General features: G+C 63.9%; 21 protein-coding genes and 1 tRNA gene. 11 read left to right on the forward strand and 11 right to left on the reverse strand.

Annotated elements, in window-relative coordinates:
• Window positions 1–47: 47 nt before the first annotated feature.
• The gene (locus tag HF955_RS09830; RefSeq protein WP_291074945.1) at window positions 48–2,921 is read right to left on the reverse strand and encodes a TonB-dependent receptor; all 2,874 of its coding nucleotides are present in this window, start codon (window positions 2,919–2,921) and stop codon (window positions 48–50) included.
• A gap of 213 nt (window positions 2,922–3,134) precedes the next feature.
• Between HF955_RS09830 and queC the strand changes: the two genes are divergently transcribed.
• Together queC and HF955_RS09840 are read left to right on the forward strand one after the other, a co-directional pair.
• The gene (queC, locus tag HF955_RS09835; protein WP_291074947.1) at window positions 3,135–3,842 is read left to right on the forward strand and encodes a 7-cyano-7-deazaguanine synthase QueC; all 708 of its coding nucleotides are present in this window, start codon (window positions 3,135–3,137) and stop codon (window positions 3,840–3,842) included.
• Window positions 3,843–3,963: 121 nt separating this feature from the next.
• Window positions 3,964–4,383: a 6-carboxytetrahydropterin synthase gene (locus HF955_RS09840; RefSeq protein WP_291074949.1), complete on the forward strand. Its 420-nt coding sequence runs from the start codon at window positions 3,964–3,966 to the stop codon at window positions 4,381–4,383.
• Between the two features lie 7 nt (window positions 4,384–4,390).
• Here HF955_RS09840 and HF955_RS09845 read toward each other — a convergent pair whose 3' ends face one another.
• The 3 genes from HF955_RS09845 to HF955_RS09855 all read right to left on the reverse strand — a co-directional run bounded on the left by HF955_RS09845 (window position 4,391) and on the right by HF955_RS09855 (window position 6,086).
• Window positions 4,391–4,705 (reverse strand): multidrug efflux SMR transporter, encoded by a 315-nt coding sequence (locus HF955_RS09845; RefSeq protein ID WP_291074951.1) that lies wholly within the window; start codon window positions 4,703–4,705, stop codon window positions 4,391–4,393.
• Between the two features lie 113 nt (window positions 4,706–4,818).
• Window positions 4,819–5,310, reverse strand: a complete 492-nt coding sequence (locus tag HF955_RS09850; RefSeq protein ID WP_291074952.1) for a DUF3313 family protein — start codon at window positions 5,308–5,310, stop codon at window positions 4,819–4,821.
• A gap of 80 nt (window positions 5,311–5,390) precedes the next feature.
• Complete coding sequence (locus tag HF955_RS09855) at window positions 5,391–6,086, reverse strand: pirin family protein (RefSeq protein WP_291074954.1); 696 nt, start codon at window positions 6,084–6,086, stop codon at window positions 5,391–5,393.
• 135 nt (window positions 6,087–6,221) lie between these two features.
• Between HF955_RS09855 and HF955_RS09860 the strand changes: the two genes are divergently transcribed.
• Window positions 6,222–7,127 (forward strand): histone deacetylase, encoded by a 906-nt coding sequence (locus HF955_RS09860; RefSeq protein WP_291074956.1) that lies wholly within the window; start codon window positions 6,222–6,224, stop codon window positions 7,125–7,127.
• 464 nt (window positions 7,128–7,591) lie between these two features.
• Window positions 7,592–9,427, forward strand: a complete 1,836-nt coding sequence (gene recQ / locus HF955_RS09865) for a DNA helicase RecQ (RefSeq protein WP_291074958.1) — start codon at window positions 7,592–7,594, stop codon at window positions 9,425–9,427.
• Here the strand turns inward: recQ and HF955_RS09870 are convergent.
• Window positions 9,385–10,176, reverse strand: coding sequence for a hypothetical protein (locus HF955_RS09870; protein WP_291074960.1), 792 nt, complete (start codon window positions 10,174–10,176; stop codon window positions 9,385–9,387). The two genes, recQ and HF955_RS09870, sit on opposite strands and share 43 nt — an antisense overlap.
• A 256-nt stretch (window positions 10,177–10,432) precedes the next feature.
• Between HF955_RS09870 and HF955_RS09875 the strand changes: the two genes are divergently transcribed.
• The 6 genes from HF955_RS09875 to HF955_RS09900 all read left to right on the forward strand — a co-directional run bounded on the left by HF955_RS09875 (window position 10,433) and on the right by HF955_RS09900 (window position 15,974).
• Window positions 10,433–11,032: an ATP-dependent Clp protease proteolytic subunit gene (locus tag HF955_RS09875; protein WP_027837106.1), complete on the forward strand. Its 600-nt coding sequence runs from the start codon at window positions 10,433–10,435 to the stop codon at window positions 11,030–11,032.
• A gap of 141 nt (window positions 11,033–11,173) precedes the next feature.
• Entirely contained in the window at window positions 11,174–12,805 is a 1,632-nt protein-coding gene (locus HF955_RS09880) for an ATP-binding protein (protein ID WP_291074963.1), read from the forward strand.
• A gap of 7 nt (window positions 12,806–12,812) precedes the next feature.
• A complete protein-coding gene (locus HF955_RS09885; RefSeq protein WP_291074964.1) occupies window positions 12,813–13,175 on the forward strand; it encodes a DUF983 domain-containing protein in 363 nt (120 codons plus the stop codon).
• A 98-nt stretch (window positions 13,176–13,273) separates the two neighbouring features.
• On the forward strand, window positions 13,274–14,989 hold the full coding sequence (locus HF955_RS09890) for a hypothetical protein (RefSeq protein WP_291074966.1): 1,716 nt from the start codon (window positions 13,274–13,276) through the stop codon (window positions 14,987–14,989).
• 88 nt (window positions 14,990–15,077) lie between these two features.
• Window positions 15,078–15,154, forward strand: a tRNA-Met gene (locus HF955_RS09895).
• Between the two features lie 67 nt (window positions 15,155–15,221).
• Window positions 15,222–15,974 (forward strand): hypothetical protein, encoded by a 753-nt coding sequence (locus HF955_RS09900; protein WP_291074967.1) that lies wholly within the window; start codon window positions 15,222–15,224, stop codon window positions 15,972–15,974.
• 6 nt (window positions 15,975–15,980) lie between these two features.
• On the opposite strand, the gene trxB is transcribed toward HF955_RS09900, so the two are convergent.
• From trxB to HF955_RS09920, 4 genes are all read right to left on the reverse strand, one after another.
• Window positions 15,981–16,949, reverse strand: a complete 969-nt coding sequence (gene trxB / locus HF955_RS09905) for a thioredoxin-disulfide reductase (RefSeq protein ID WP_291074969.1) — start codon at window positions 16,947–16,949, stop codon at window positions 15,981–15,983.
• 221 nt (window positions 16,950–17,170) lie between these two features.
• Window positions 17,171–17,461 carry a barstar family protein gene (locus HF955_RS09910; RefSeq protein WP_291074971.1) on the reverse strand — a complete coding sequence of 97 codons (291 nt, stop codon included), beginning with the start codon at window positions 17,459–17,461 and terminating at the stop codon, window positions 17,171–17,173.
• A 72-nt stretch (window positions 17,462–17,533) separates the two neighbouring features.
• Complete coding sequence (locus tag HF955_RS09915; protein WP_291074973.1) at window positions 17,534–18,514, reverse strand: cation diffusion facilitator family transporter; 981 nt, start codon at window positions 18,512–18,514, stop codon at window positions 17,534–17,536.
• A gap of 91 nt (window positions 18,515–18,605) precedes the next feature.
• Entirely contained in the window at window positions 18,606–19,520 is a 915-nt protein-coding gene (locus tag HF955_RS09920; RefSeq protein ID WP_291074974.1) for a DMT family transporter, read from the reverse strand.
• Between the two features lie 138 nt (window positions 19,521–19,658).
• On the opposite strand from HF955_RS09920, the gene HF955_RS09925 reads away from it, so the two are divergent.
• Window positions 19,659–20,378 (forward strand): VOC family protein, encoded by a 720-nt coding sequence (locus HF955_RS09925; RefSeq protein WP_291074976.1) that lies wholly within the window; start codon window positions 19,659–19,661, stop codon window positions 20,376–20,378.
• A gap of 136 nt (window positions 20,379–20,514) precedes the next feature.
• Here the strand turns inward: HF955_RS09925 and HF955_RS09930 are convergent, their stop codons facing one another.
• Both HF955_RS09930 and HF955_RS09935 read right to left on the reverse strand, forming a co-directional pair.
• Complete coding sequence (locus tag HF955_RS09930; protein WP_291074978.1) at window positions 20,515–21,195, reverse strand: hypothetical protein; 681 nt, start codon at window positions 21,193–21,195, stop codon at window positions 20,515–20,517.
• A 116-nt stretch (window positions 21,196–21,311) separates the two neighbouring features.
• Window positions 21,312–22,052 carry a class I SAM-dependent methyltransferase gene (locus HF955_RS09935; protein WP_291074980.1) on the reverse strand — a complete coding sequence of 247 codons (741 nt, stop codon included), beginning with the start codon at window positions 22,050–22,052 and terminating at the stop codon, window positions 21,312–21,314.
• Window positions 22,053–22,151: the final 99 nt, after the last annotated feature.

Here is a 22,151-nt window from a genome sequence, read left to right on the forward strand (position 1 = left end):
AAGGGCGGCCTGAGAGGGCCGCCCTTCTGTAGTTTGTCAGTCCGGTCCTACCAGGACTTCTTGACCGTCACGCCGTACAGGGCCGGCTCGGTCAGGAAGGCGTTGGTGAACAGGCCGGAGGAGTCGTCGGTGAGATATGTACCGGTGATGACTTCCTCATCAGTCAAATTCTTGGCGAATACTTCAACGCCCCAGCCGCTTTCCTCATTGTTGAAGAGGATCGACAGGTTGACGTTGGACCAGGAGTCCAGTTCGTCGCGTGGGGTGTTCCAGATCCGGCTATAGCTGTCGGACTGCATGTAGTAGTCGCCGCGGATCGTCATGTCCCAATCGGAGTTGCCGAGGGATTGGAATGTGTATTCCGCTGCGAGGTTCAGCGTCATTTCCGGCGCACCCGGCATTGAATTGCCATCCAGGTTCTTGGCGTCACCTTCGATCGGCTGCAGGGCGGTGGCCGTCTGCGTGTTGCCGTTGGCATCGGTGTAGGTGACGGTCACGCCGTCGAGGCCGAAGGCGGCTTCCTGTCCGGCAAAGGCGCCGGTGCAGAGGCCGAGCGTCGAGCCCGGGGCGAGCAGTCCGCCCTGGATCGCACCCAGCACGGTGGCATAGCCCTGGGCCGAGACGACACAGTTGGAATAGGTGCTGGAATTCTTCAACGCGACCAGATCGGAACGACCATTGGTGCGGTCGAGCACGTCGATGCCGTATGTGTCGGCAACTTCTGCGTTCAGCAGGCCGAGATTGGCCGTCAGCAGCCAATTGTCAGCCGGCGTCCACAGGCCTTCCAGTTCGATCCCCTGAAGTTCGGCGTCCACGTTGATGTTCACCGAAGAGCGGTTGATGATCTGCGTGATCTGATAGCCTTCATAATCATACAGGAAGCCGGTCAGGTTCAGCTGGGCGGTGCCGCCCGCAAACGTGTTCTTCGTACCGATTTCATACGAGTTGATGAATTCCGGATCGAAGGTCTGCGGGAACAGATTGGCACCTGCCGGCTGCGGCGGGTTGATGCCGCCGCCCTTGTAGCCCTTGGAGTAGAAGCCATAGATCAGCGTGTCGTCAGTGAAGCCGAGATCGGCTGTGTAGTCGAACCCGATACGACCGGTGATCTCCTGGAAGTCTGCTTTCAGCAGGCCCTGGGATTCACGCGGATCTGCGCCAGTCGCCTGAGGCGTGAACAGATAGGTCGGAACAATCTTCTGTTCCTTCTGGTCGTCCGTGTAACGAAGGCCCAGGGTGAGCTGGAGGTCGTCATTGACGTCGAAATAGCCTTCCCCGAAGACCGCGAAGGATTCCAGCTTGTAGGGGGACAGCGACCGGAAATAGTTGCCGCCATCACCTGCAAGGCCGCCTGTGAACAGGGACGCGCCGGAAGAGGAGGTGGACCCGCTGTCGAGCGGAACGACGCCGCCGAACAGGGCACCGCCGGACGCGTTGTTGATCTGGGTCAGCGCGGTCAGGGCGTTCGACAGCACGTAATAGCCGTCGGTCGGGTTGAAGGCGTCAACAGATTCGAAATCCACCTTGATGGCGCCGAGGTTGAAGTTGAACGGACCATCATAGTCGGACTGCAGGCGCAGTTCGTGCGTGGTCTGCTCGCTGTCTGCACCAGACAGGTCGAACGTACGGAAGACGTTGGAATCGCCCAGTTCCGGATCGGACACGACACCACCCGGGAAGAGCAGGCCGTAGAGCGGTGCAAGGGCCGGGTTTATGAAGGGGCCGGCCGTCGCGTTGAATTCGATTGTCGGGGCGACCTTGTTGTAGTCCTCGATGGAGACGACCGAGGATTCCGAATAGCTGCCCAGATAGGTCAGCAGCAGATTGTCGCCGATATCGGCCTCGGCTTTCCAGGAATAGAGTGTCTGTTCGGCCTCGTACATCGGATCGAAGGCCGATTCGATCTTGCGCAGATCGGAAATGGCCGGATCGAGATAGACATCGCCATTGAGCAGGCCGGCAAAGATGCCGAGGCCGCCGGCCAGTGTGGCCTGCGAGTTCACGCGATCATTCGACTGGTCGAGCGGGGCGTCCACACACCCCAGCGACGTGGCGAGCTGGTCGACGGCCGAGACCGGCAGGCCCATGAACGTGTCAAAGCCCGGATCCTTGGCGCAAAGCTGCTTGCCGGAGCGCAGACGGGTATCGTCTTCCTCGAAATGCTCGACGGAAATCCAGCCGCGGGCCCAGTCGGTCGGCTCGACGGCGAAGGTGGCGCGGAAGCTGTACAGGTCGCGATCATCGACATCATTGCCGGTGACCAGATTGTCCACATAGCCGTCGCGGCTGAGATAGGAGCCGGCAAGACGCAGGGCAGCTGCATCGCCGATGGGCAGGTTGACCATGCCCTTGCCCTTGAACGTGTTGTAGTTGCCATAGGTCAGCTCGGCATCAGCCTGGAATTCCCCCAGAACCGGTTTTGCCGTGATCAGGTTGAACACGCCGCCCGTGGCGTTCCGGCCATAGAGCGTACCCTGCGGACCGCGCAGAACCTCGACGCGTTCCACATCGTAGAATTCGGCTTCGAACAGGCGGTTGGCCGTGAGCGGAATGTCGTTCTGGTGAATACCCACGCCGGCATCACCGGACTGCGCCACAACATCTGCACCAATGCCGCGGATCTTGAAGTTGAAGCTGGTGAAATTGCCCTTGGTGAAGCTGACATTCGGGATCGACTTGACCAGGTCGGGACCGCCGGCCAACTGCAGCCGGTTCAGGGCATCTTCATCGAAGGCCGAAACGGCGATCGGAACGTCCTGGATGGATTCCTCGGTTTTCTGGGTCGTCACCGTCACGGTGGACAGTGTGCGCTGGGTGTCGTTGGAATCGTCCTGGGCGGTCGCCACCGGCCCTGCGAGTCCCACGACAAGTGCGGACGCACCTGCCAGCCAGACGCACTTCGAGTGTCTGATATTTCGCATGTTTTGTTTCCTCCCCTCGGGCCGCTTGATTGCTGACCTCGAGCAATTTTTGCCGAGCTGGCCTCTTGCGGGCCTGCTTCATTGAGCATCAGAATGCATTCGTGACGGGTCTGTCAACATGACGCAGCGGCAATGATGCGTTTAAAAATCGGGGTGTCAAAAATGTAACGGCCCAGCTTGGCCGCCTCGCCCATGCCTGTTACAGGCGCAGACATGTCACAAAAGCCCGCTGCTGCACTTGTTCTCTTTTCCGGGGGACAGGATTCCACCACCTGCCTGGCCTGGGCGCTTTCGCGTTTCGAGCGAGTCGAAACCGTCGGCTTCGATTACGGCCAGCGCCACCGGATCGAACTGGAGTGCCGGGACACGGTCCGCGCCGGACTGGCCGGGATGGACGCGGGCTGGAAGGCCCGTCTTGGCCCGGATCACCTGCTGGATGCAACGGTGCTGAAATCGCTTGGCGAGACGGCGATGACTCATGAGGTCAGCATCGAGATGACCGAGGCCGGACTGCCTTCCACCTTCGTGCCGGGACGCAATCTCCTGTTCCTCACCCTGGCCGGGGCCCTGGCAAGCCGCCGGGGCATTTCCGTCCTTGTGGGCGGAATGTGTGAAACCGACTATTCCGGCTATCCCGACTGCCGGGCGACCACGATGGCGGCCCAGGCCGAGACGCTGCGGCTGGGCCTGGATGTTCCCATGCAGATCGAGACTCCCCTCATGTATGTCGACAAGGCGGGGACCTGGGCGCTGGCCGATGAGCTTGGCGGACAGGCTCTGATCGATCTGATCGCGGAGGACACGCATACCTGCTATCTCGGCGACAGGGAGCACCGGCACGAATGGGGGTATGGGTGTGGCACATGCCCGGCCTGCGAATTGCGGGCGCGAGGCTGGCAGCAATGGAAATCGGCCCGCTGAGGGCGCGCCCGGCGCTGCACAAGCAACCGCCATAACAACTGGACTTTTCGGGCCTTTTTCCGGTATTGGGGGCCCCTTGAAGCCAATATGGCCGGACCCATACCAGACCTGACTTGAACCGATGACGACCCAGACCGACCAGACCAGCCTGTCACACGCGGCCACGAGCCCGGAAGGCCGCGTGTTCGCGATCTCGAAATCGGTGAATTTCGAGGCGGCCCACTATATGGGTGGCAAGCCGGAAGGGCATCCCTATCGCAATGTGCACGGGCATTCCTTCCTGCTGGAAGCGACCGTGGCAGGCACCGTGAAGCCGGGTGAGCAATGGGTGGAGGATTTCTCCCATCTGACGGCCTGTCTGCAGGCCACTGCTGCCAAGCTTGACCACAAGCTGCTGAACGAGATCGAAGGTCTCGAAGTGCCGACCCTCGAGCGTATCTGCCTCTGGGTGGCGGCAGATCTGGCGGCGGAGCTGCCGGGTCTGTCGAAAGTGGCAATTGCCCGGCCCAGCCTGAACGAGCGTTGCGAACTGGTGCTTTAACCGGCCGCTAGCTGGTCAGTTTCAGCCCGGCAATGCCTACGACAATCAGTCCGATGAAAGCCAGGCGCGCCAGCGTGGCGGCTTCGGCAAACCAGACGATCCCGACAATTGCCGTGCCGATCGTGCCGATTCCGGTCCACACCGCATAGGCGCTGCCGATCGGCAGGGCGCGCAGGGCCATCGCAAGCAGCGCGAACGAGGCGGCCATGCAGACCAGCGTCAGGGCCGTGATCACCGGACGGGAGAACCCGTCCGACAGTTTCAGGCCGGTGGCCCACGCGATTTCAAGAAATCCTGCAAGCAGGAGACAGACCCAGGCCATAAGCGCACCTTTCGGCTATTGGCGGGTCGTCCCGAAGGTGAGGCTTGCTCATGGGGGTCGTCCCCCATGGCGCCCCCGAACGGCATGTCCGGAGGCGGCAGGGAAGGAAGGGGTCAGCTGCCGGAGGGCGAACCGGCGGACAGCTGTTTCACGAATTTGCGGGCAAATTTGTCAGAGGCGCGCTTGGCGTCCTGCCAGGTGCTGATCCCGGCATTTCGGATGTCGGTTTCGTACCAGTCATAGGTCAGCTCACCCAGCGTGTTGCCGGCCGCATCATAGGCGGTGGCGGAGAGCTTCATGCCGCCAATGCTCTTGGAGCCGCCATAGTCGAGACCGGGCGTGTCTCCCAATTGCTTGAAGGTGGGCTTGTTCGGCATTGCGTCGACGATGGTTACATCGATGCGGGCAATGTCGAGACCGGCCTTGGCCAGTTCACGTGTCAGGTCTTCCTGCACTTCCTCGACCAGGTAATCGGCCTCGCGCATGCCGTACTCATCTTCGAGTTCCTCGGTAAATTCCGGGCTGAGACCGACATGAATATCACCCGCAATGGCAGCGGGAGCCGTCATCAGGGCAAGGGCGGCGAGCGGGGCAAAACGTTTCATCGGAGCATCTCCTGAACTGTTGTTGCACAAGCATAACACGCCGCCCTGGCCCGAAGAAGTCACAGCCGCGTGAAGCCGGGTCAGACCGTGTCGACAAATACGATCTCGGCGTCTTCCAGACCCTTCAGCTCGAGCGATTCGGTGCCGCTGATCGCGGCGCCGTCGCGGGCCTCCATCCGGATGCCGTTCAGCTCAACCGCGCCTGCGGCGAGAACAAGATAGCCATGCCGGCCGGCTTCGACTTCATAGGTCAGCGTCTCGCCCTGCTTCAGCGTGGCCCCCAGAACCTGGGCATCCTGATTGATGACGAGGCTGTCCTGCTCGCCAGTGCCGGAGGCGAGAACGGCCCACTTGCCGGACCGGTCGCCTTTCGGGAATTTCCGTGCGCCCCAGCCGGGCTTGCCGCCGGCGGTACGGGGCAGGATCCAGATCTGGAACAGGGTCGTCTCTTCGTCCTCGGCATTCCATTCGGAGTGCTGGATGCCGTCACCGGCACTCATCACCTGCACATCGCCGGCTTCGGTGCGGCCGGTATTGCCCATGGAATCCTTGTGCGTGATCGCACCGGAGCGGACATAGGTGATGATTTCCATCGAGTGATGGCCGTGCGGCGGGAAGCCGGAATGGGGCTGGATCGTGTCATCATTCCAGACGCGCAGGGCGCCTTCGCCCATCCGCTCTGGATCGTGGTAGCCCGAGAAGGAGAAGTGATAATTGGCGTTCAGCCAGTCGTTCCGAAACCGGCCAAGCTGCTTGAAGGGTCTGTGGTCAATCATGGCGATATCCTTTCGCTCGTGTTGCAGCGAATATGACGCTTCCGCGCCCGGCCTGTAGGCTGTGGCCAGCCATCACACCTATGCATGCCGTGCATAAGTGGAAACAGGCGCAAAACCCGCTAGGTTCCGCCCCTGATGCGCCTGCCCATTATTCACCATGCCGATTATGACGCGAAGACGGTTGCCGATGATCACCGGTTTCCGATGCGCAAATATGCCCTTGTGGCCGAATTGCTGCGGGCCGCCGGACACGGTTTCATCCTGCCGGAGGCCGCGCCCGAAGACTGGCTGTATCTCGCCCATGACGAGGCCTATGTCACCGCCATCCTGACCCAGACACTTGATGCAAAGGCCGCCCGCAAGGTCGGCTTCGAAATCACGCCCGCGATCGCTCGCAGGTCAGCGGCGTCCGTGGGCGGCACATGCCTTGCCGCGCGGCTTGCACTGGAGCAGGGGGCCGCGGTGAACCTTGCCGGCGGCAGCCATCATGCCGGGCCGGAGGGCGGGGCAGGATTCTGTGTGTTCAATGATGTTGGCGTTGCCGGAAAGCTGCTGCTGGAAACGAAGGAAGTGCGCCGGGTGGCCGTCATCGATTGCGACGTGCATCATGGCGACGGCACGGCGCTGATCTTCCGCTATGATCCGCGCGTCTTTACCGCCTCGCTGCATTGCGAACAGAACTGGCCGCGCGAAAAGCCGCCATCCGATCTCGATGTCGGCCTTCCGAAGGGCACGGGCGATGCGGAATATCTCTCCGCGTTGGAGCATCTCGTCGAGGCCGCGCTCGGCACCTCGCCGGATATTGTCTTCTACAATGCCGGGGTCGATCCGCATGCAGAAGACCGTCTGGGCCTGTTGTCCCTCAGTGATGAGGGCCTGCGCGCGCGGGACGGTTTCGTGGCCAAGGCCTGCCGCTCAGCCGGTATCCCGCTCTGCGGCGTCCTCGGCGGCGGCTATGCCCGCGACGCCCGCGCTGTCGCCCGGCGCCATACGTTTCTGGTGGAGGCGGTCGGCGCGGCTTTCCAGCCCGTCGCGGACTGATTGCACGACCAGCAGGACGGGGGCGAGCAGGATGATCAGCACGGCCAGTCCGAACATGGCCGCGAAGAACCAGACCAGCCAGCCGGGCATGTCCCCGACCCCAGCGACCTCGTCTGATTGCAGCAAGGCGAACGACAAGGGAAACCCGAAAATCAGCAATGCTCCAATTGCCAATCCGACAATCAAATTCGGACGGGATGAGTCACCTGTCGGCGTGTATTCCACATTGCTGTACTCGGCCCAGGTCTTGACGGTCGTTTTGGGATTCGCACCCGGCTTGTTTCGCCGTCCACGGCGGCGGAGCAGGCGCCTGAGGCTTTCGGTGTGATCCCGGTTCGGCGTATTGCCGGATGTCATGTTCTGTCATCCCTCCCTGTATTCAATCTGGGGGCGACAGGCGTGTTCCGCAAGGTGTTGCAGACGCCGCTCTTGCCCCGACTCACTTGCGCCGCCACAAGAACCACATGCCTGCCCAGCCAACCCTCGACGATGCCCGCGCGCTGCTGAAGCGCGTCTATGGCTATGATGCCTTCCGGGGGTTGCAGGAGGCGGTCATCTCGGACACGCTGGCCGGCAGGGATGGCCTTGCCGTACTGCCGACCGGCGGCGGCAAGTCGCTCTGCTACCAGATCCCGGCGCTGCTGCGGGACGGGGTCGGCATCGTCGTGTCGCCGCTGATCGCGCTGATGGCGGATCAGGTCGACGCGCTGAAACAGGTCGGCGTGCGGGCCGAGCGGCTCGATTCCTCCATGGATTTCAATGCCCGCGCCGAAGCGCTGGAGGCGGCCGCGCGCGGCGAGATGGACCTGCTCTATGTCTCGCCCGAAGGCATGGGCACGGGGCTCGCCCAGCGCCTTGCCCAGATGAACATCTCGCTGATCGCCGTGGACGAGGCGCACTGTGTCAGCCAGTGGGGGCATGATTTCCGCCCGGACTATCGCGCGCTGGGGCGGCTGAAGGATTTGTTCCCCGGCGTGCCGCGCCTTGCGGTGACCGCCACGGCAGACACCCGCACGCGCGAGGATATTCTTGAGCAACTCGACCTGACGAAGCCCGCCGTTCATGTAGCGAGCTTTGACCGGCCGAACCTGGCCCTTGCCGCCGAGCCGAAGGAAGGCAACCGCGCCCAGCGCGTCGTGTCCCTCGTCAAGGCGCGGCCGGGCCTGTCCGGCATTGTCTATGCCGCCACCCGCAACGCCACCGAGGATCTGGCCGAAGCGCTGGAGCGGGCCGGCATTTCCGCGCTCGCCTATCATGCGGGCCTTGATGCGGAGGTGCGGGCCGAGCGCCAGCGGCGCTTCCTGCTGGAAGACGGGCTGGTCATGTGCGCGACGGTCGCCTTCGGCATGGGCGTCGACAAGCCGGATGTGCGCTTCGTCATCCATGCCGATCCACCGAAGACGATGGAAGCCTATTGGCAGGAAGTCGGCCGTGCGGGCCGGGACGGGGAACCAGCCGAAGGCGTGGCCCTCTATGGCCCGGCCGACATGCGCCGCTCGCTCAGTTGGACCTATGAGAGCGATGCACCGGAAGCCGTCAAGCGCGTGCAAATCACCAAGACGAGGCAATTGTTTGCCTTCTTCGATGGGGATGAGTGCCGCCGCGCGGCTGTGCGTCGTTATTTCGGGGAAGAGGGGGTGGAGGCCTGCGGGGCCTGCGATATCTGCCGGGGCGAGAGTGGCGAGCCCCATGATGCGACGCGCTGGGCGCAGATGGCAGTTTCGGCTGTTCTGCGCTGCGGCCAGAAGATCGGGCGCGGCCGCCTGATCAACCATTTGCTGGGGCAGGCGAAGGACAGTTTCGACGAGGAGCTCTCCACCCAGTCGACCTATGGCATCGGCAAGAATATGCCGAAACAGGGCTGGAGCCGTGTGTTCGATGCTTTGCTCTATGATGGCGTTCTGGCCGAGGGCGGGGAGATGAACCGGCCGGCCATGATCGTGCCGGATGCCGAGGCGGCCCGCGCCCTGTTCCGGGGGGAGCGCACGCTGATGCTGCGCGCCGATCCCGCCGCCACGCGCAAGCGTTCAAAGGGCAAGAGCCGGGTTGCTGCGCAGGCCCTGGCCGACATGTCGGAGCGCGATCAGGCCCTGTTCGACAGTTTGCGCACCTGGCGCACCGAAACGGCCAAGACCCGCGGCGTGCCGCCCTATGTGATCTTCCACGACCGCACCCTCGCCGAAATCGCCCGCGAACGCCCGACCGATGCCGACGAGCTGCGCCTGATCAGCGGCGTGGGGGAAAAGAAGGCGCAGCGCTATGCGGCGGATGTCTCGCGGATCGTGTCCGAGGCGGCGTAGGGCTCTGCCGGGCTGGCTGCGGCCGGGGCCGGCAGGCTGGTGGAGACGGTCAGGCCACCGAGGCGCCTCACCATGGCGAACAGGAACAATGCCATGCCGCCAAGTTCCAGTGTCTCCTCGATCGTCACCATCACATCCGTGAGCGCCGATTCCGACTGACCGACAGCAAGGAGGTGTTCGCGCTCGAGAATTTCAAAGCCCGCTGCGCCGGTCACGAAGACGGTCCCTGCCACGGCGAACAGGATCTGGCTCACCCGGTCCAGCCGGAAGAACCACGGGATCAGGACGATGGCGAGGATCAGCATCGCAGCGCCATACGGGAGGAGAAAGGCATAGTCGGGCAGCCAGGCGGCGTCGAGGCGGGCATGCATCGTGTCGCCGATCTGTTCGTGCAGCCGCGCGCCCTCGTCATAGGCGAGGAAGATCATGACCGCGCCGAGCACCAGCCATGGCAGGCGGTCCCGGCTGGCGCGCGCCTGCAGGCCGCCGGTGAGCAGCGCCACCAGCCCGCAGGACAGGATCAGCATGGCAGAGGTCAGTGCAGGGATGTTTCCTTCGGAATTCATGCGGAACAGGCCGGTCAGGCCCCAGGCATAGGAATTCCCGAACGCATATTTCAGGACGAGCAAGCCGATCTGGGCGGCCAGCAGAAAGCTTGTGATTGCGATCAGGACGTAGCCAATCCTGCGCGCAGGAATGTGCAAGGTGCGCGGAAGGCCCACCACGTCCGCAGACGCCGATCTCACCATGACGTGTCTCCCCACACTATCCGGCTAGTTACGGATTTCCGGATACTATGTCACAGGAATATGACGGCGTCGATTGGCAATTTCGGGTTTACAGGGCCGGTGTGGTATGGGGGCCGCCCGAACCGGCCGACACACCGTATGGCCGCGCCATTCCACCAAATCGAACAAGGTGGAGATTGGCACTCCCGCACTTGACCCGGCGCGCAGCGCGCCTCACCTATAGAGCCAACCAGATTTCCCGCCTTTCGGAGTTCTCATGAACCTTTTGCACCGCCTCGATGACGAGACAGACGAAAAGACCCAGGCCGAGCCCAACGCCTTCCTCGAGGAAGCGCTGTTCAAGGCCCGCACGATCCTGCTGACCGGCGGCATCGATTTCCACGCGGCCCGCCGGGTCAGCCAGCGTCTTCTGGCCCTGTCCTCGGAAAGCAAGGAGCCGATCCTGCTGGTCCTGTCCTCTCCGGGTGGCCATGTCGAGAGCGGTGACATGATCCATGACATGATCAAGTTCGTGGAAGCGCCGGTGAAGATTCTCGGCACCGGCTGGGTCGCCTCGGCCGGCGCGCTGATCTATTCGGCGGCCAAGAAGGAAAACCGCTTCTGCCTGCCGAACACACGCTTCCTGCTTCATGAACCGCGCGGCGGCGTGGGTGGCCAGGCCACGGATGTGGAAATCCAGGCGCGCGAGATCATCAAGATGCGCGAACGCCTCAACAAGATCTTTGCGGCGGCCACCGGCAAGTCGCTGGAACAGATCAAGGAAGATACTGATCGCGACTTCTGGATGAGCGCCCAGGAAGCGGTCGATTACGGCCTTGTCGGCAAGATCGTGAACCATCGCAGCGATATCGGCTAGGCCCTCGCCCAGTCCTGATTTCAGACGCCCGGTCATCCCTGATGGCCGGGCGTTCATGTTTCGTTAGGCATGTGTTTGCCGCGCGTAAAGGTTTATGGCGCAAGCTGGGTTCTTAACCTGTGTAAGGACCCGCCGCTTCCCATGCCGGTCAGAGTAGAAGACATCGCGGTCGCCGTGCGACCTGTTCCCGCCGCCGCCACCATTTCGGGTGTCTCCACCCGGTTCCTGGCCCATCCCGACCTGTTTGCCCTGCCGATCGTCAGCGATGGTGCGGCGCTGGGAATGGTCACGCGCCGTGCGGTTCTCGAGGCGTTGGCGACACTGGCCGGACGCGAGGCGAACGGGCCGGCCCATGTCACGCGGATCATGGTGCGCCACCCGGTCATGTGTGAAGCGGGCACGCCGGTGGGGCTTGTGGCGAAGCTGGCGGCAGACCAGTCTAACGCAGCACTGACCGATGGCGTCATTGTGCTGAATGACGGACGCTATTCCGGGTTGATCAGCCCGTCGGACCTGCTCAAGGCGGTCGCGCAGGAGAATGCCGCGCGCGCCCGGGCCATGCAGGCCGCACAGAAGAAACTCCAGAAATCGCGGAACGAGGCCGGCGCCTTCGAGCAGGAAAAGGCCCGGTTCCTGTCCTTTGTGGGACATGAGATCCGCACGCCGCTGACCGGCATTCTCGGCGTGGCCGATTTGTTGCAGGACAGTGTGCACGGCACTGAGCCGAAACGGCTGGCCCGGACCATTTCCGAGAGCGGACACCATCTTGACCGCCTGTTGAGCGACCTGCTCGACCTGTCGCGGCTGGAGGCGGGCAAGCTGGCCGTGAACAGTGCGCCCTTCGACCTGCACGCCTTCGCGACCGAAGCGCGGGATTTGTGGCAGTCGCGCATTGCCGGCAAGCGGCTGGACCTGCGCATCAAGGTGGCAGGCGATTGTGTGGCGCGGCTGGAATCGGATGCCATGCGCATCCGTCAGATCCTGTTCAACCTGATGAGCAATGCGCTGAAATTTACCGAGCGCGGCTATATCGGCGTGGAATTGTCCACTTTCGAGGCGGCAGGCACGCTGAAACTGCGCATGACAGTGGAAGACACTGGCTGTGGCATTTCGGATGCCGACAAGGCGCGTCTGTTCGAGGCGTTCGAGCAGGCCCGGGCCTCGACGGCCGGCACGCATGGCGGATCGGGCCTCGGCCTATCCATTGCCAAGGGGCTGGCCCGCCGGCTGGGCGGGGAGATCGTCCTGGCCGACAATCCGGAGGGCGGGTCCATCTTCACCGTGACCCTGCCGGTGCGCCGTGCAGGCCCGCGCCTTGCGGTGACCGGTGCGCCGCCGCGTCCGCGCATGAAGGCATTCGAACTGGGCCGCATCCTTCTGGCCGAGGACCACGCCGTCAGCGCGCTGGTCGTCACGCGCGCCCTGTCTGCGGCCGGGTGGGAAGTCGACTCGGTGCAGACCGCCGAGGATGCGATCGACCGCGCCCTGCACCAATCCTATCAGGCGATCCTCACCGACATCCACCTGCCCGGCATGATGGGGGAGGAAGTGCTGTCCGCCATTCGCGGCGCGGACGGGCCGAATGCGCTGGTCCCGATCATCGCGGTGACGGCCGATGTCAGCCCCGAACGCCGCCTTGCCTGCGAGGCGGCCGGCTTCACGACAATGATCGAGAAGCCCATCCGCCCGCGGGCGCTGGTGGCTTCGCTGGTCGACATCCTGCTGGCAGACAAGGCGGCCGCCGCCGAGGCTGTCCAGCGCCAGCTGGCCTGAGGGCGGTGTGACCGATACGCCCGGTCTTGCGCGGGCCGTCGGACGCGGTCTGCGCCAATGCTGCCCGGCCTGTGGCCGGGGGAAATTGTTTCGTACATATCTCAAACAGGTCGACACCTGTGACGTCTGCGGCGCGGCGCTCGGGGATATCCGCGCCGATGATGGCCCGGCCTGGCTGACTGTGCTGACGCTCGGCCCCTTGCTGGTCGCGGTCACCTTTTTCGTGTCCTTCGCCGAAATTCCGCTCTGGCTGAGCCTGCCTGCGGCAACCCTGATCGTGACCGGCGCCGTCCTGCTCCTGCTGCCGCGCATGAAAGGCGCCTTCATTGCGGCGCTGTGGGTGGCAGGCCGGAAAGGGGCGGGCGAGTAGACGAGATTGCCGGCGGGGCAGAGGCCGGTTTGGGGTTGATCTTGCCGACAGATTTCGCTCTCACTTGCATCCAGTGATTTAAGTGTGGGGAAACATCCGTGGGAAAATGGTTTGGCCGACTGGCCCTGATCGTCGGTTTCGTCTCGGCAGTGCTGGGCATTGTCGTCTATGTGAATGACGAGGTGCGCGCGCGCGTGTTCCCGGATCTGGCCCCCGCCACGCGGGCCGATGTGCAGGAGCAGATGCGCCTCAGCGAGGAACGGATCGCCGCCGTCGTGCAATCCTCCATCTCGACCGCGCTGGCCGATGCCGAATCCCGCGGCACGACGGTGTCTGCCGATGAGCAGGTCAATTATGAAGCGGCGCTGACCTCCCTGCTGGCATCGGAAGACCCGACCTTCAATGATGCGAAATTCCTGGCCCTGTCCGGTCAGCCTGAAGCGGCGGCCGAGGAATTGGTGACGCTGGCCGAACTGACCTCCGGCGAGGCCGAGCCGATTCCGGAACGGGACCGCGCCAGCCTGTTGCGCAGCGCCGGGGACATTCTGGTGCCATCCGATCCGGACAAGGCGCTGGCAGCCTATCGCAAGGCGCAGCAGCTGGATCCGGACAATCAGATCCTCGCGACACGCATTCAGCAATTGTCGGCCCAGACCGCTGCAGCCAACACGGTTGCCGCGATCCCGAATGCCCAGTTCGAGTTTGATGGCCTGCTGTTCGAATTCGAAGGTTGCGAGACCGGGGAGACACTGAAATGCGTCCTGTCGGTGACCAACACGACGCCCGACGAGAAGCATCTGTTCACGCGCAGCGTCTGGGCCATCGACGAACACAGCCGATGGATGCAGGACACGCGCCGCAATGTCCGCGCCTCCGATCACTATACCTGGACCATTCCGTCGCTCGAGGCGTCGCAGATTGATGTGTCGTTCGGGCGGGCGGCCAACATTCTCCAGTATCTGAACTTCGATCTGCATGTGGACAATGTGTCCTACAGGAAGACGTTCCGTGATATTGCGGTGCGCGGGGGCCGGGATGTTCAGGTGCGCCAGATGCGGCCGATTGATCCGTCTCATCCCGAGCGGGCGTTTTCGGTGTCGGGCGTGCAGTTTCATTTCCTGGGATGTGGAAATCCGGATGCGCCGGTCTGCCGGTTTGACCTGATCAACAATGGCCCGGAAACGGCTGTCATCAATGTCAGATCGGATATGGCCTATGATCATGAGGGTGTGGGGATCGAGTCGGTGCGTCCCGAACTGGACATCAGCGGGGATTATCGCGGCGAGGTGCCGTCCGGGATCACGACCGGCTGGACTGTCAATTTCCGGAAGCCCGCGTCCTATTTCCAGGAATACCGGGCTTCGATCGAGGTGAATGGTGACCGGATCCGGCGCTCCTATCGAGATCTGTCCCTTGGCGACGGGCCCATGCCAGAGGTCAAGACGCTGGATGCGGCAGCGGCGTTCGGGCCCGATGGCTATTTCGAGATCGGCGGGGTCGAGTTCGCGTTCATGGGCTGTCAGGACACGCTGAAACCGGTGTGCCGCACCGATGTCCGCAACACGACCGACGCCTATGTCAAAGTCTCCGCCGGCCGCGCCGAAGCCACGCAGGCGGGCGGGCAGGACGTCCGGTCGGCAAATGCGGTGGTCGTCATGAACAATGATTTTTCCGGCGAGATCCCCCCCGGGCTGACCACGACGATCGAGCACCGTTTCTCCGGCGAAACCGCCTCGTTCGACGCGCTGAACATCCGCTATTCCGCGGGTGATCTGCGCGAGAGCCGCAGCTTCAGCGCGGTGCCCGTGCAATGAGCGGGCAAACGACCTGCATCGCGTGCAGGTCAGATGCTTGCAGAGGCGCGAAACCGCGTGTAATAGGCGCGCTTCGCCACAGGCGATCGGTTCGGTAGCTCAGCTGGTTAGAGCGCGCGACTCATAATCGCGAGGTCGGGAGTTCAAGTCTCCCCCGAACCACCATTCTCTGAAAATCGCGGGTTTGGCTGGTCGGGTGGGCCGGGGCGGCTTAGTATGTGCGATCATGAGGATGGCGCTCCTTCTTGCATGTCTTTCCCTGGGCCTCGCGCCTGTGGCGGTGGCCGATCAGGCGACGGCCGAGGCGGCTTTTGTGCGTGGGGAATATGATGCGGCGCTGACAGCGCTGGCGGATAGCGAGTCGGCCGACGCGCTGGCCTTCCGGGCGCGGACCCTGCTGGCCGGGGCGATGTCTGGGCCGGCCGATCCGCCGGAGGTGCTGCTGCACCGGGCACTGGACCAGGCCAATGCTGCGCTGGCGAGAGACCCTGCCCATGCCGAGGCCCGCCTGCAACGGGCCATTGCCCTGTCCTTGATCCTGCGGCCGATGACGACGCGCGAGGCGCGCAAGACCGGCTGGGCCGAGGAGGCACGGGATCTGGCGCGCAGCGTGCTGGCGGATGAGCCGGCCAATGTCTATGCGCACGGCTTCCTGTCGGTCTGGAATGTGGAGGTGGTCAATCGCGGCGGCCGCATCGGGGCGCTGATCATGGGGGCAGGCGTCTCCGATGGCCGCGACCATTACGAGGCCGCGATTGCAGCCATGCCGGATGATGCCTCGGTGCACTGGCAATGGGCGCGGGCGCTGGCGGCGCTGAATGCGCGGAAATACCGGGCCGATGTGCTGGCCGCGCTGGATGCGGCGCTGGCCTGCCCGGTGGAGTCCGAACTGGAGCGCACCATGCAGGCCCGTGCGGCGCTGCTGAAGACGGAAATGCTGCAGGACCCGCGCCGGGCCGGGGAGCTGGCGGCGCGGATGCTGTGACCCGGCCTATTCGGCGGCGACGGCCTCGGCATGGGCTTCCTGTTCCGACAGGAAGCGTTCGGCCTCGAGCGCGGCCATGCAGCCCATGCCGGCGGCAGTGACAGCCTGGCGATAGGTTTCGTCCGTCACGTCACCGGCTGCGAACACGCCGGGAATTTCGGTGGCGGTCGAATCCGGCGCCGTGATCAGATAGCCATTGTCCTTCATGGCGAGCTTGCCCTTGAACAATTCGGTCGAAGGGGCGTGGCCGATGGCAATGAAGACGCCATGGACCGGAATGTCCGTCGTCTCGCCGGTGTCGACATGCTTCAGGCGCGCGCCGGTCACGCCGGGCGGATCCCCTTCGCCGAGCACTTCATCCAGAACCGTGTTCCAGACCACTTCGACCTTGGGATTCTTGAACAGGCGGTCCTGCAGGATCTTCTCGGCGCGGAAGCTGTCGCGGCGATGCACGACGGTGACCTTGGAGGCGAAGTTGGTGAGGAACAGCGCTTCTTCGACGGCCGTATTGCCGCCGCCAACGACGAGGACGTCCTTGCCGCGATAGAAGAAGCCGTCACAGGTGGCGCATGCGGAGACGCCGAAGCCCTTGTATTTTTCCTCTGACGGGATGCCCAGCCATTTGGCCTGCGCGCCTGTGGAGATGACGACGGAATCGGCGGTGTAGGTGGTGCCGCTCTCGCCGACTGCCTTGAAGGGGCGCGAGGAGAAATCGACGTCCGCGATATGGTCATTGATGACGGTCGCGCCCATGGCTTCGGCGTGTTCCTGCATCTTCACCATCAGTTCCGGGCCCTGGATCTCGGTGAAGCCGGGATAGTTCTCGACCTCTGTCGTGATGGTCAGCTGGCCGCCGGGCTGCATGCCGGTCACCACGGTGACATCGCGCATGGCGCGCGCGCCATAGACGGCGGCGGTCCAGCCGGCAGGGCCGGAGCCGATGATCAGGATTTCGGTGTGTTTCGTGTCAGCCATTTCGGAAGGCTCCGCCATCTGTTCTTGTTGTTCGGCCCGCCATATAGGGAGCGTTGACCGAGCCTTAAAGCGCTGTGGGCTTCATATCAATGTGAGGCAAGCTGTGTGGCTGTTTGTGATTGTGATTGATCGCTAGGAGTGCGATTTCGCCAAGTACGGCATACGTAAAAGAAACTTCCGGACGGGCTCATACGTGAGAGGTGTCAGACCGAAAGTCCTCGTCAATCAACGAGTTCAAATTCAAATCTCTCCTCCAATCCCATATCCTCGTCGTGCTTGGCAGCTTCGGCCATAATCTCAGTGATTTTATCGAACTCTTCACCGAGATTCGCCTGCGAAACGGAAGCATTTGTCCAGACAATCATGAAGGGACGCTCGACTAGGCCAAAAAGCGTATCGCTAAGGGCATCCAGATTCTGGCCGTAAAAATCGGGAACTGCCGAGCAAGCCTTCAGTTTCGCATGGAAGTCGTTGGAGGTGAGTATCTCCCTGCCGTCGATCGTGAATATCAACTCATTCTTCCTCGAGTGACTGCATCTTCGCATGCACGATTCTCAGACGAACTGGATACATGCCGGCTCATATCAATGTGAACACTGCCCGGCGGGGCCGGAAGCTGTGCCATTGCCCGTACAGACGACTTCAACCGTGGCGTGGGAGACCTGGAACCGGTCAGCCAGCCGATCCTTGACCGCGCGGCGCAGCTGGTCCGGATCGGCGCCGTCGGCGGCGGTGACTTCCAGCGTGATCAGGGGCTTGGCTTCGGTCAGGGCCCAGGCGTGGAAATGGTCAACGGCGGCCACGCCTTCAATCGCGGCGAGGTCGGCGAGGATTTCCTCCGGCTCCAGCCCGGCCGGCGTGCCTTCCAGCAGGATGTGGCCGGATTTCCGGGCGATGCGCACACCGGCAAACAGGACGAGGAGCGCGACGAGCACCGACAGGATCGGGTCTGCCGCCATCCAGCCCGTGGTCATGATGATCACCGCTGCACCGATGGCGGCGACCGAGCCGAGGAGATCCCCGGCCACATGCCACAGCGCGCCCTGCAGGTTCAGGTCTTCCTTGCTGCCGCCATGCAGGATGGCGAAGGCGATGATGTTGACGAGAAGGCCGCCAACCGCGACGGCCATCAGCACATTGCCCATCACCTCGACCGGCTCGAGCAGGCGGTGGATGGCCTCCCACACGATCCAGAGCGAGAGCAGGACGAGCAGGATGCCATTGGTGAAGGCGGCAAGGATCTTCATCCGCGCGAACCCGTAGGAGCGCCGGGAATCGGCCGGGCGCTCAGCCAGCTTGTAGCCGACCCAGGCGAGGGCGAGCGAGCCCGCATCGGTCAGCATGTGGGCGGCATCGGCCAGCAGGGCGAGGGAGCCCGAGATGACCCCGCCCACCACTTCGGCGATCATGAAGACTGCCGTCAGCAGGCCGGCAAGGGCGACACGGCGCCGGGAATCAGCGCTGGTCATGTCGGCATGATGCGCATGGTCGTGATGGTCATGATTGTGGCCATGTCCATGTTGGTGGCCATGATCATGCGCGTGGGAATGGGCGTGTTCACTCATGCCATCTGTGTGGCGGCTCTTGGGGGAGGGGTCAATCAGCCTGTGATAGCGTTGCGATCGTGACGCTATAGCATTGGCAACAGGCCCGGCCCTATTCCGGCAGGTCGCTGGCGGGCAGGCGCGCTTCGCGGCGGGTGCGGAACCGGCCCTCGAAGGCGACGATCAGGCAGGCGGCAATGATCACGACCGCGCCGACCCAGAGCTGCCAGCCGGGCATCTCGTCGAAGAAGACCAGGCCGAGCAGGGCCGACCAGACCAGCGAGGTGTATTCCAGCGGAGCCAACCGTTGCGCCGGGGCGCGGCCATAGGCCAGCGTTGCCAGATACCAGACCCCATAGCCGAGCAGGCCCAGCAGCGCGAAGACCGGCAAATCCCTCCAGTCCGGCGCGCCGAACAGGCCGAACGTGACCGGCAGCATGGCCAGCGCGGGCACGATATTGGTGAACAGCGCAATCGTGGTGGCGTCCTCGATCAGGGCCCGCATGCGCAACAGGACGAGCACGAACGCATAGCCGATCGTGGAGCTGAACAATGAGATCAGGCCCAGCGTCTGGTTGCCGGCGCCGTCGCCCGCGCCGGACTGGCCGGACAGGGCAAAGGCAACGCCCGCAAAGCCGAGCAGGGTGGCACCCGCAGCAATCGGGCTGATCTTTTCCCCCAGCAGGAGGCGGGCGACGGGCGCCACCAGCAAGGCCGCCGTAAAGCCCAGCGTGGTGGCCACGGCCAGCGGCAGCTGGGTCAGGGCATAGAAGAAGGTGAAGGCGCAGAACAGCTGCAGCAGGCCGCGCAAAGTGTGGAAGCGGACCGCCTCCCAGCCGGGCACAGGTTTGCGCAGGGCGAGGAAGACCGCCAGTGACAGCAGCGCGCCGAACAGGAAGCGCCAGGCCAGGAGGTGGTGCAGCCCGGCGCCCGGCGCGACGCCCTTGACCAGCGCGTCCACGCCGGTGCCCACCAGAATGGCGAACGCGGCGATCAGCATGGGGGCGGAGAGGAGGCGGGCGATCATGAGGGGCGGACCCTAGACCGATCCGCACCGGGCGGAAACGGATTTCCCGGCGCGATGCGTGTGTGCCGCCGGGGCAGGTATGATAGGAAGGCTGTCAGGCTGCGCCTGAGCCGCGCGGCCATGATGAGGGAGGACGAGATGACCGCACCACGCCTACGCCAATTGGTGATTGCTGCCGACACGCTGGAGGCCGCCGACCAGCTGGGCGACCTGCTGGGGCTGGGCGCGCCGTTCGTGGATCCCGGCGTGACCGAGTTCGGCCTCGAAAACCGGGTCTATTCCCTGGGCGACCAGTTCCTGGAAGTGGTCGTGCCGATGGCGGACACGGCGCCTGCGCGACGCTTTATCGACCGGATGGGCGAGGGCGGATACATGGCAATCTTCCAGACCGATGACCTCAATGCCCTTCGGGCCCGGGTGGACGGGATGGGCATTCGCCGCGTCTGGAACATCGATTTGCCGGACATTTCTGCCAGTCATCTGCACCCGGCCGATATTGGCGGGGCGATTGTCTCTGTGGACGAAGCGCGCCCGGCGGGCAGCTGGCGCTGGGGCGGCCCGGCCTGGCGCGACAATGCCGTGCCCGGACGCCTGGTCAGCGCAGCCATGGAGGCGCCGGACCCGGACGCGCTGGCCGCACGCTGGGCGCTGGCGCTGGGCCTGACCGTGGATGAGCGGGTGCTGTATCTCGAAGATGCCGCCATCCTGTTCCGCGAAGGGCCGGTCGAAAAGCTTGCCGCCTTTGGCCTCTACCGTCCGGATGCAGACGCCATCCTGTCGCGCGCCGAAACGATGGGGCTGGATGTGGACGGTCGGGAAATCCGCTTTGCCGGCGTGGGGCTGAGCCTGCTGGCATGAAGCGCGTCGATCCTGCGGGAGCGGGGGGTACCGCGTCGCTCACTCCGCCCGAAGATGCGCGATTTCCTTTTCTCCAGCACCCATAGCTCCGGCATGCGCCGGAGCCCCTGATCCTGTGGGAGGCCTTGCGCGCGATTCAGGACGTATCGAGACAATCCTCGGCCGCCACCCGATGCAGCAGGGCGAGGGTTTCATGCTCGGCCTGGGTGACGGGCAGGCGGCAAAAGGCACGCGGCAGGGCCCGGGCAATCACCGGACGCGGTCCGCACATGAGGCGGCGCATCGCCTCGACATAGCGGGGCAGGTGATCGAGCGCATGGCCGAGCGCCAGCAGGCGGCGCACCTGTCGCCCGGCCGGCAGCAGGTCCTGCGGCTGGGCGGGATATTCGGCGAGATCGACGGGCGTCTCCTCATCCAGCAGGCGGATGCGCGGACCGGTGCGGAAGCGTTTCGGCGGCGGGGCGGGAGGCCGCTCCGGCGCAGCGCGCCCTTCGCAAAGGCGGAAATGCGGCTGGGGGAAAAGTGGCCGGGCGGGGGGACGGCTCTGCGGGACCGGTCCGGGAACGGGGCCTGCCGGCAGGGCGGGGCGCGGCGGCAGCACGCCGAGATCGGCCGCCATCAGCAGGATCAACCGGCGCATCAGCGGCTCGGCCCATCCGAGGAATTGCGTCAGGTGCCGCAGCTGATGGCGCGCCAGGAAGGGCAGGCAGGGCAGGCGGCCCAGGCCGAGCGTGCGGCCCATCTGGCCGGTCAGCCAGTCCAGCCGGTCGAGGCTGAAGCGCACGGCATGCACGACGGGATTTGCGGTCTGGGTCATGAGGCCGATGATGCGGGCTGACCGGACGCGCCGGATTCGCGGCAGCGTATCCCCGGGGTGTGTGGAAGGGGAACGCCCGGGCCGCAACAGGGAGAGCGCCGCACGGCCGGGCTGTGTCAGACAGGTTTGCGCCCCGATACACCCGAGGCACACCCGAAAAAGTATTCGTGATAGTCCGTTTGAAGTCCGGCAGCTTCCAGCTCTGCGGCGAAATTCCGTGCATTCCCAAAATTTGCCGTGTACTGTCCAATCATCGAGAAATCCTTCGCGCCCTGAAGGAACAGCCTTTCGACCATCGGAAGCACGCCGGTCATGTGAAACCGGTACAATGGCCGAAGCATCCAGCCGGACGGATCAGACGCTTCAATGAAAGAAAAAGTCCCGCCGGGTTTAAGGACGCGGGCGACCAGTCTGGCGAGGTCGGCCTGCTGGGACGGGTTGAATGTTTTGAGTCCAAAGGTCGAGACCAGGAAGTCTGCGCTCTCGTCCGGCAGTTGGCTGTTGAATACATTGTCTTCAATGAAGGCAATCTTGTGCGCTCTGTGTTGATGCAGTCGCGCCATGGCGTGTTCGTGCATGCCGGTCGAGATATCGATGGCGGTGATAGCGCCCAAGTCCGGGAAGCGTTTCAGGAGGTGGGGCCACGCTTCACCGGTGCCCGCCATCAGATCGTATCCGAGGGCCAGCCCGCTCCCGGGCAATGGCAAGGCGGCGACGCATTGGCGTCTCCAGCGCTCTGTGAAGCCGAACGAACAGGCATAGCTGAACGCGATGTACCGACCGGAGCACCGGTCGAAAATGTCCTTCACATAGGCGGGTTCATATATGTCGGGCGCGGGGCCGTGGCGATCAGTCATACAGGGGAGTCTCCGGAATTCCCGCCAGAGTAGCAAGCCTTGCGATTCTGACGATGTGTCAGAACGTCAAATGGGCCCGAGAAAAACCCTCGCGGATTC

This window comes from Hyphomonas sp. (genome assembly GCF_017792385.1).
Classification (GTDB): domain Bacteria; phylum Pseudomonadota; class Alphaproteobacteria; order Caulobacterales; family Hyphomonadaceae; genus Hyphomonas.

Coding starts and splice junctions, on each gene's coding strand:
- HF955_RS09850 (WP_291074952.1), bottom strand. CDS start 5,310: ATGAAACGTTTTGCCCCGCTCGCCGCCCTTGCCCTGATGACGGCTCCC.
- HF955_RS09930 (WP_291074978.1), bottom strand. CDS start 21,195: ATGACCCAGACCGCAAATCCCGTCGTGCATGCCGTGCGCTTCAGCCTC.
- HF955_RS09935 (WP_291074980.1), bottom strand. CDS start 22,052: ATGACTGATCGCCACGGCCCCGCGCCCGACATATATGAACCCGCCTAT.
- HF955_RS09840 (WP_291074949.1), top strand. CDS start 3,964: ATGACGACCCAGACCGACCAGACCAGCCTGTCACACGCGGCCACGAGC.
- HF955_RS09875 (WP_027837106.1), top strand. CDS start 10,433: ATGAACCTTTTGCACCGCCTCGATGACGAGACAGACGAAAAGACCCAG.
- trxB (WP_291074969.1), bottom strand. CDS start 16,949: ATGGCTGACACGAAACACACCGAAATCCTGATCATCGGCTCCGGCCCT.
- HF955_RS09925 (WP_291074976.1), top strand. CDS start 19,659: ATGACCGCACCACGCCTACGCCAATTGGTGATTGCTGCCGACACGCTG.
- HF955_RS09855 (WP_291074954.1), bottom strand. CDS start 6,086: ATGATTGACCACAGACCCTTCAAGCAGCTTGGCCGGTTTCGGAACGAC.
- HF955_RS09880 (WP_291074963.1), top strand. CDS start 11,174: ATGCCGGTCAGAGTAGAAGACATCGCGGTCGCCGTGCGACCTGTTCCC.
- HF955_RS09870 (WP_291074960.1), bottom strand. CDS start 10,176: ATGGTGAGATCGGCGTCTGCGGACGTGGTGGGCCTTCCGCGCACCTTG.
- queC (WP_291074947.1), top strand. CDS start 3,135: ATGTCACAAAAGCCCGCTGCTGCACTTGTTCTCTTTTCCGGGGGACAG.
- HF955_RS09860 (WP_291074956.1), top strand. CDS start 6,222: ATGCGCCTGCCCATTATTCACCATGCCGATTATGACGCGAAGACGGTT.
- HF955_RS09915 (WP_291074973.1), bottom strand. CDS start 18,514: ATGAGTGAACACGCCCATTCCCACGCGCATGATCATGGCCACCAACAT.
- recQ (WP_291074958.1), top strand. CDS start 7,592: ATGCCTGCCCAGCCAACCCTCGACGATGCCCGCGCGCTGCTGAAGCGC.
- HF955_RS09830 (WP_291074945.1), bottom strand. CDS start 2,921: ATGCGAAATATCAGACACTCGAAGTGCGTCTGGCTGGCAGGTGCGTCC.
- HF955_RS09845 (WP_291074951.1), bottom strand. CDS start 4,705: ATGGCCTGGGTCTGTCTCCTGCTTGCAGGATTTCTTGAAATCGCGTGG.
- HF955_RS09900 (WP_291074967.1), top strand. CDS start 15,222: ATGGCGCTCCTTCTTGCATGTCTTTCCCTGGGCCTCGCGCCTGTGGCG.
- HF955_RS09920 (WP_291074974.1), bottom strand. CDS start 19,520: ATGATCGCCCGCCTCCTCTCCGCCCCCATGCTGATCGCCGCGTTCGCC.